Annotated in this window: 7 protein-coding genes; 3 read left to right on the forward strand and 4 right to left on the reverse strand. The window is 48.4% G+C overall.

The genetic code is table 11. The features are described from left to right. Positions 1-175 precede the first annotated feature (175 nt). The 4 genes from H5079_RS17905 to H5079_RS17920 all read right to left on the reverse strand — a co-directional run bounded on the left by H5079_RS17905 (position 176) and on the right by H5079_RS17920 (position 4,816). Positions 176-2,305: a portal protein gene (locus H5079_RS17905; RefSeq protein ID WP_182684594.1), complete on the reverse strand. Its 2,130-nt coding sequence runs from the start codon at positions 2,303-2,305 to the stop codon at positions 176-178. Continuing rightward, complete coding sequence (locus tag H5079_RS17910; protein WP_182684595.1) at positions 2,305-2,523, reverse strand: hypothetical protein; 219 nt, start codon at positions 2,521-2,523, stop codon at positions 2,305-2,307. Before H5079_RS17910 ends, H5079_RS17905 begins: the two co-directional genes overlap by 1 nt. A 72-nt stretch (positions 2,524-2,595) precedes the next feature. Then, complete coding sequence (gene terL, locus H5079_RS17915; RefSeq protein ID WP_182684596.1) at positions 2,596-3,951, reverse strand: phage terminase large subunit; 1,356 nt, start codon at positions 3,949-3,951, stop codon at positions 2,596-2,598. Between the two features lie 358 nt (positions 3,952-4,309). Continuing rightward, positions 4,310-4,816, reverse strand: a complete 507-nt coding sequence (locus tag H5079_RS17920) for a hypothetical protein (RefSeq protein WP_182684597.1) — start codon at positions 4,814-4,816, stop codon at positions 4,310-4,312. A 1,053-nt stretch (positions 4,817-5,869) separates the two neighbouring features. Between H5079_RS17920 and H5079_RS17925 the strand changes: the two genes are divergently transcribed. The 3 genes from H5079_RS17925 to H5079_RS17935 all read left to right on the forward strand — a co-directional run bounded on the left by H5079_RS17925 (position 5,870) and on the right by H5079_RS17935 (position 7,939). Continuing rightward, positions 5,870-6,121, forward strand: a complete 252-nt coding sequence (locus H5079_RS17925; protein WP_182684598.1) for a hypothetical protein — start codon at positions 5,870-5,872, stop codon at positions 6,119-6,121. A 62-nt stretch (positions 6,122-6,183) separates the two neighbouring features. Continuing rightward, complete coding sequence (locus H5079_RS17930; RefSeq protein ID WP_182684599.1) at positions 6,184-7,473, forward strand: hypothetical protein; 1,290 nt, start codon at positions 6,184-6,186, stop codon at positions 7,471-7,473. A gap of 223 nt (positions 7,474-7,696) precedes the next feature. Then, positions 7,697-7,939 carry a hypothetical protein gene (locus tag H5079_RS17935; protein ID WP_182684600.1) on the forward strand — a complete coding sequence of 81 codons (243 nt, stop codon included), beginning with the start codon at positions 7,697-7,699 and terminating at the stop codon, positions 7,937-7,939. Positions 7,940-8,181: the final 242 nt, after the last annotated feature.

An 8,181-nucleotide genomic window follows, 5' to 3' on the forward strand; every position in this document is an offset into this window, starting at 1 on the left:
CATCTTCTTCGTGTAACTCGTCTTCTTCGTGCAACTCATCTTCTTCGTGTAACTCATCTTCTGGCTCATCTTCTACCACAAAGTCGCCACGTTCTTGCGGTGTTGGTGGCACGTAATCATCAAGTATTGCCGAGTACGTGTTAAGTCCTTCGATGTTTTGGTTTGCAGCCATTTATTAGTTACCCTTATTGTTATTTTTATTAGTATTACTGTTATTGCTATTTTGCGCATTATACGCCATATCCATAGATTTCATAGCGATTTGGCTAGAAATACGCTTGTCATTGAGGCCATTCTGGTTCTGGTGACTTCTAGCGGCCAATGCTATGCGTAGTGACAGCTCTTGTTCTTTAATCTGTCTCTCCTGCTCAAGACGCTGTAGTTCCATCTGCGCCTGATTAAAGCCAGCCAGCGAGTCAGCCTTAGCCATTTTCTCTTTAGCTGTTGCCAGTGCCACTTCAATATCTGCGTCCACTTTCTCAAGCTCTTTACGCAACATATTGATTTGGTGCTCAACCTGCATTTCTTCCAGTGCTGCTTGCTCTTCGGTAGGTTCACCAAAGCCTTGGCTATTTTTAAGGAACTCAGCCAACTCAGCGCGCTTAGTAAGGTTCGAGTGCTGCACGATTACATGGTCTGGTATTGCTACACCCATTTCACGTAAGCGCAACGCCTCTTCAAACTCTTGGTCAGCCATCGTGCCGCCCGAAGGTCTAAAGCTTGCCTCGACTGAGTAATCGCCAATGGTTACATCGTTCAGGATGCTGCCATCGTCCGCAGGTACGTTTATGCCCACTTCATCAGTGCGCTCTTCGCCCTGCATAATGCTGTTGCCCGTTGTCTTGAAGTAGCGCGTTTCGCTGTAAAAGTCCTGCACTAGCTCAAGTATCTTACGGCCTACCATTTTGCGGGCACGTTTTAGGTTACTCACAATAACCGACACCTGTATCTGGCCTCGGCCAATTGCGGCCTCTTGCGCTCTACCCGATTGGTCAGCTCGTGCCGTTCCCAGCATTGATGCGTTCACCGATGATATTTCACGTATGGTCGCCGCTGCTTTCTGTGATATACGGTCGATTCCGGTTGGTATCTGGTTAGGCTGGATTTTGTCAGGCTTTTCGTAACCACGTTTATACTGGAGGACTAGGCCTGTTTCCGCCCCGCGTTCTTCCAGCTCTTCGGCATCCATATCAACAAGCGAGTCTTCCTGTAACACCCAGCCACTGTTTGCCGTTGTGTTTACAATGTGCAACTCTTGCGAGCTTGTCTTGTTTAGCAGGTTCTGCGGGTCGATTAAGTTGTCAACGGGGCCAAACGGGTTGCCACGTCTAAAGTATGGGAAGAACGGTACAATCGTGAACGAGCGGTATAGAGACCAGTCATCACGTAGCACAATATCATCAGCCGTTGTTGTCATGCGTACACGGCGACCTTTGCGCTTAATCAGCTCTAGGCCATACTCATTGGCAAACGCTTCGCGCTCTTCTTTGTCAACACCGAAACCTACGGGGCGCATGTTACCTGTCGCCATATCTACGAAGTGGTACTGCTCATCCACGCGGTAGTGCTGGCGCTCAATAACACGTACACGGCGTAGTTCACGGCTGTCTTTCTCATCATTGTGACTGCCACGGTCTGTACCGCCAAATGTATTGCCGTAGAACTCAAAGTTGTCGTCTGTGTTGTAGCTGCTAACATCAATTAAGCGTTCTAGCCCTTCGACCTTTTCCCAGCCATACTCAGCACCAATTTCGTCTAGCGTTAGCCAGCGTGATATAAATACTTCGTTCCACGTTGCGGGGTCTGCGCTCTTGGCCTCGCTGTCGGGAATAACATCTATAGGGTCTTCCGAGGTTATGACCACTTCGCCCTGTAGGTTTTTCTCAAAGCTCATGCGAACATCATAGTAGCCACGGCCTGCAATGATGCCATCCGCAAATACGTCTTCTTCCGTATCATCAAAGTGCGTAGCCGCCAAGATGCTGCGCGTAATAGCATTGAGTGCATACGCGGTGTTCTCATCGCCATAATCTCGCGGGCGGTATACCACTTCGACCTTGCGCTCAAGCTGCTCACCTATAATGGCGTTAACCGTTGATAGGATCATATTCAGCGTTAGTGCTGGTCGGCCTTCGCGGTCTAGTCGCGCTTTATCATCTTTATCCCACTGCTCGCCAGCGTAGAAATTGTTGTTACGCACAGCTCGCTTGATGAAAGCCGTGTGTTTCGCACTGTTCGCCTCTTCAAATCGAGTCTGGTTATCTCTGGCAACCATTTTTGGGTCTGTGCTTTTATTGCGGCTCATTAACGATCCAACCTATCTGTAAGGCGCTCAATAGCTACAGTAAGCGCCTTTAGTGTACTGTCGAGTTTTGCGCTGTCGATTTCCAATGCACGAATACTCATGTCATTAAGCTTCAATTGCTCTTTCATAGGAATAATGACAACCTTGTGCCACAGACCTACGCCAGTCGCCATGAGCGCCCCCATTGCTATCAGTATTTGTATGCTTTCAGCGTTCATGTACGCCCTGTTATTATTATTGTTAGCTGTTGCATAATAATAACAGTAGCACTACTATTAAACAACAAACCACTAAGCTGCCATACCGCTTTTACGCCTTTTGCCTGTACCACCTCCGTACTTGCGTAACTTATCCTTGAACGAGTCTTTAGCCTTAACCTTCTTCTCGTTTCGTATGCCAAATAACATGATCATCTGACCAATCCACGCCAACGCATCAACTTGGTCGTCGTTAGCCCCAAGCGGGAATTTCAGCATTTCATTTTGTAGCGAACTCATCCAAGGCGTAGAGTCAACCGTTGGGAAGATGAACTTGCCCTGTTCCATACGGCCTTGTAGTGGCCTAGCCCGCGTTCCCTTATCCGCGCCCCTTGTTCTAAGCTTTTCGTACCGCAGAGATATACCACGCTCTTGCTCAGCTTTCTGTATAAATGGCTCAAGCGTTAGCTCAATTTGCCCTGTTTCAATGCCGAACAACTCTGGGTTATATTTTGTCTGAATCTCAAACATACGGTCAATAATGCCCAATGAGTTCCAGCGACCCCTAACAAGATCAACAAGCCAAATGTTTTGCTTTCTATCGACACCAACCACAGCAAACACACTATAGTCAGCAGACTGTTTAGTAGAGATAGCAAGGTCAGCAGCAGCATACATACGCATTTCATTAAGCGGCGGTAAGTCACCTGCCTTGTAGTAACGGAACATATCACGGGTAAAAAAGTCTCCATCATCTGATACAGGTTTCTGTTGGTAAAGCGCCTCCCAATCTCGGGGGATCATGGCACGTTTTATACGACGAAGTGCAGGCAGTGGGTAGCGCGCTTCATGTAACGCCTCGCCTGCCTTACGGTATTTCTCATCCTGCGTTGCAATAGCGGGGTACTCAACCAAATCCCATTGGTCAACATCGTCCGACACCGGTTCGCCTTTCTCTGCCGCCTCAGCCTTTGCCTCATCAAATATGTTAAGCAACCAGCCAGCAAGATCATCGTCATGCCAGCGGGTTTGAATTATAAGTATGCCCCCTCCAGGCGCGAGTCGAGTATAGAACGCCGACGAATACCAATCTTTCACTTTTTGGCGCGTAACATCTGACTCCGCCTCTTCGCGGTTTTTAACAGGGTCGTCAATAATGCCTAAGTGAGCACCACGGCCTGTTATCGGACCTCCAACGCCCGCCGCCGTAAACCCGCCGCCTTCTGTAGTCATCCACTTTTTAACGCTCTTAGTGTCTGGTGACAGTCGGGTTTTGAAGGCCGCTTTGTACTTGTCGGTGTCCAGCAAGTCACGACACTTACGGCTAAAGTCCTCTGCTAAGTCGCCTGAGTACGAACACGTAATCACCTCATGAGAAGGGTTACGACCCAAGTACCAGCTAGGGAACGTTTTTGATCCTATCTCACTCTTGCCGTGGCGCGGTGGCATCGTAATCATCAACCGTGGCGACAGGCCTTTCTCTATATCTTCCGCAAACTTTTCAAGGCGCATACAAATATCAGCGTGAACCCAGCCCGGCACATAAGCGTCATTTTGGCGTTTAATGAATGGCAGAAGGCGTCGTCTGACTAGCTCACGTTCCGCTAGCTCCCTCTTGGCCTCAAGCTCTACGTTAAAAGCCGCTATATCCTCTTCTCTGACGCGTTCAAACTCATGCTCAATACGTTCTATTGATTCTCGGTTAGATGGCCTTACAAACGTTCCTAGGTTCTTCGCACAAGGCATGCAGTGTTTTTTGTCATACATTTCATAATGCGGGATTGTGCGTAGGCATTCACGACACTGGTCAGTCTTCATCGCTCACCACCATGTACGCATCAGGCGACAACATAATGTCTTGGCCTGCAAGTTTAAGCAGTGCCTCGTCGTCCATCGTTTCCATCTGTCCACGGTTCGTGACATTAATCTCGACGCGTTCAGGTGTAGCTAGGCCATGCAGTTTTACAAGCGAATCGACAGCGCGTATTTCTTCCATAGCAGTTGCCGACTTAGCGTGTGCCTCAAGGTATAACGCCGTTGCATCATCTTTGGTGAACTCAAGCGCCCCAGCTTGGACAGCGACCTGCCTTTGCATTTCACGCATGTAAGAGATTGCTAGGTTAATGTCCTCGCGCTGTGCCAGCTCAGCAACAGCACGAGCGGGGTACTTGTAGTTCGCAGCACGAGCAGCCGCCGAAGGGTTAATGCCCTGCGTTCGGCGCTGTACATAGGTTTCTTCTTGGGCGGTTAGGCGACCAATACCCAGTGATGCGTAACTCCCACTAAGCGTTTGTAGCGAATAATCCTGTTCCATTACTCACTCCAAACCAACGTGTTGCACCCGACATGCGTCCAGAGCGTTGTGTCTATCTCGAACGGTTCTGCGATGGTTAGGCGGACTGCCGTGTAGTCAATGCCCCCCATGCGACTTTCGCCCACATACACCAGTCGAGGCCGTGTGCTCAAGTTCAGTGCGTCAATGGCCGTGCCTGCGAACATACCCAGCGGGATAAGCAACTTGAATTGTCGCGGGTTACATTGTGGTGTTTCTGTGCCTTTTGTTTCAAGGCTCGCAGCAGTGTTAAGCATCACCTTCGCTGTGTTGCGTAGTGTGTTAACAAGGTCTTTTATTATCATTATTATTAGCCCTACTGTTAGATTAACTAATAGTAACACTATTAACGCTTGGCGCATAAAAACTGTAAAAAAATATAGACCGATTGGTCTTTAATGACCCCCGCCCCCCTGTTCGTTTTATGTACTAGGTCGCGCTCCGCGTTTTCTTGGTATTTGGTTGGCTCTCCCTATGTATGTGTCTTCGGTGTGAAGGCGCGGTTGGTTCGGATCGAGTTTGGTTCGAGTCTTTCATAATCAAGGGGCGTTGAACCTACTTAGGAGTCCCTAAACATTAAACAAGGTAATACTCATGAACATATCTTTTGAAGTAATCACAGCTCTATACATTCTATCAATCCTAGCTCTATTCAGCCTTACGCTAGTAGCTGCTAAGACTCGCAACACACTGAGCGCCCACGCTGCCTGCAAGCCTATGGCGACGTACAACAGCTCTCAAACTTATGATGCCTACGAACATTCGTACAAGGGCAACCTGTTCACACACCCTGACGAGGCTTCATGTGAGCTGACACAGGCCACTATGTATCAAGACCTAATACTGGATGGGTTCAACGATGAGCGCGAGTTCGACCTAGTTATCCCAGCACCTCATGGTGGATGGACACATGGCCGCATCGTACACATCATCGAATCACGCAACATGACCTTATGGAACGCACGTCTTGGTTCTATATGGATAGGCAGTTCAGAAGTTTAACTAATCAATCATTCAACACAGAAGGAATACACCATGTCATACGGCAACACAGTAAAGATAGACAAGTCATTAGAGTTCAACGATTCAGAGTACGACTTTGAGTCGCTATGCGGTGCTACACCGACATTAGAAGACACGATAATGGATTTAGAAGACGAGCTGTTCTGGGATGAAATCAGCGACTACATCGAAGAAAGGAATGAAATGCCAGCAGACGACAAAGGTGCTACAAACATCTTCGCCGCCGCTGGATTCAAGTTCTCAAGTCTGCGCAAACAGTCATGAGCACAATAGTTATCAATGCATTAAATAACCAACCATCAAATCAATTATTAGGAAATACATCAATGAAAACTAACACAGCCAACAAAAACACCAATCCAATCACAACAAAGGAAGTAGAACTAATGAAGACTAACATTACTGTAGCTCAAATCATCGCATCTGTAAACTCACAAGTTGTTAAATCAACGGCTTACTTCAATGAAGCATTCGACACTGCCGCGCGTGTTTGGGCACGAGAGCTTCGTACCAACGTTCCATTCAAAGAACGTGCGCTATATGCTCTATCTCAAGAGATTAAGCGTAGCTATAACGGTGCATCAGCCGAGTTTGTGGCAGAGATAGCACACAAGGCGGTGCGTTCTAACGACCTTGTGACCTTTGAGCGCGAGTTAACGCACTTGGTCAACTGGAAGAACTTCTGTGAAGCTGCCCTGCATAAGACGCAGCGACGCATGCAAATGGTTAACCTGCACGACCTAGCGTTGTTCTCACTGCGCGAAGGTGAAACATGGAAGACAATCAGTGACGTAGAGATACTATTGAGCACTCTTGAGGACGAGGTGACTCTGAATCAGCTACTAATCAGCAACAGTGGTTCTTTGGCTCACCACTACATGCAGCCACTTCTTGAGCTTGAACAGGCATTCACCCCAGCTTGGGAGCTGCTAACGTCAAGCATCATCAAGGGTTCTATGCGTCGTGTGAAGATAGGTCGAGGTCGCAAGACAGACGATATCATGCTTGGTCGCTCAACCATGACAACGTACATGATGCCGTTCGTTCTTAACCGTTTTCTAGGCGAGATAGTCAAGCACGAGGTTCGTTTGTCAGCAAGTATTCAGTTCATGGAAGACAGAAAGGCTGCTGCGATCAAAGAAACCGATGGCCGCGCTGGTGAGCACCGTGACCAGAAGGTTGCTGGTTACTCAGACTTGTCGCGTCAAGAGTTTGGTCCTAAAGGCTACACCAACACCGCAGACGTTCAATCAGGTCAAACCGCTCGCTACTATGACGAAGGTAACGCTGAAATGGGCATCTTAGGTATCACGCAGATGGTCGACCTTGTTCAATCAATGCAGGTGTTCGAGGACACAATACTTGAGCTAATGGACGAGTTAAGCGCGGTGTTCGCCAACTCAGAAGTGCTACACGTCGCTAAGCCTACATACGCTTACAAAGTACATGGCCCAGATGACTTCGAGGCTATCACAGACCGCGATGCAGCTGTTGAGTACCTAGCTAATGAACGTCAGAAGTTCATCGAAGTACAACGCAAAGCACGACTAGTGACCCGCGAAGATACTGCCCGTTACGATGCAATGAACATGCACGTACCAACTTTCAACCTATAACAACCAATCGGGGCTGCTAGTCAGCCCCATCACTTACCCAAGAGGATTTAACATGTTTAGTTTCGGAACACACAAAAAACCATCATTCGTACCAGATATATTCGACAGCGCAGCAGAGTTTGACGCTGAGCTAATGTTCAACGCCCCAACAGTCCGTGAAGTAGCCGAGAAGGTGCGTATTCGTGCCTACAGCAAGGAATACTACCAATGGATAGGTCAACCTATGCCCTCAAGCCCTATTCGCTCTGTGGCTCAAATAGCAGCGGATGCTATGGGTAAGAAGTGTAAGTCGTGCGCTGGCACAGGCTTGTACCGCTTGCACAAGTTCAATAAGGACATTCCGTGCGCTAAGTGCGCGGGCAAGGGCATCGTGACGATGATTGATGAAGCTCGTACCAAAGCTTACATCGAACGTCGTGCCAGCGGTAAGGTGATGAGCACTAGCCACACAGACTACGTTCACTAGTCTTGAGCTTGTAGCCCGCTCGTCCTTCGCCCTATTCTTCCCACCTTTTTGACCTGACACCACGAGACAGACAGGCCAGAACATACAGCACACCCGCGCCCCATAGCGCCGAACTATGGTTATCGACTAGCCCCTGCCATGTGAGAAGTGAGGAATGTGAGTAAGTCCAAACCGTTTGTGAGGAGTGAGGAGTGAGGAGTGAGGATCGTTATGTGTTATTTGTTATTTGGTATGTGTTATTT

It is taken from the genome of Pseudoalteromonas sp. SG44-5 (genome assembly GCF_014164175.1).
GTDB classification, from domain to species: Bacteria; Pseudomonadota; Gammaproteobacteria; order Enterobacterales; family Alteromonadaceae; genus Pseudoalteromonas; species Pseudoalteromonas nigrifaciens.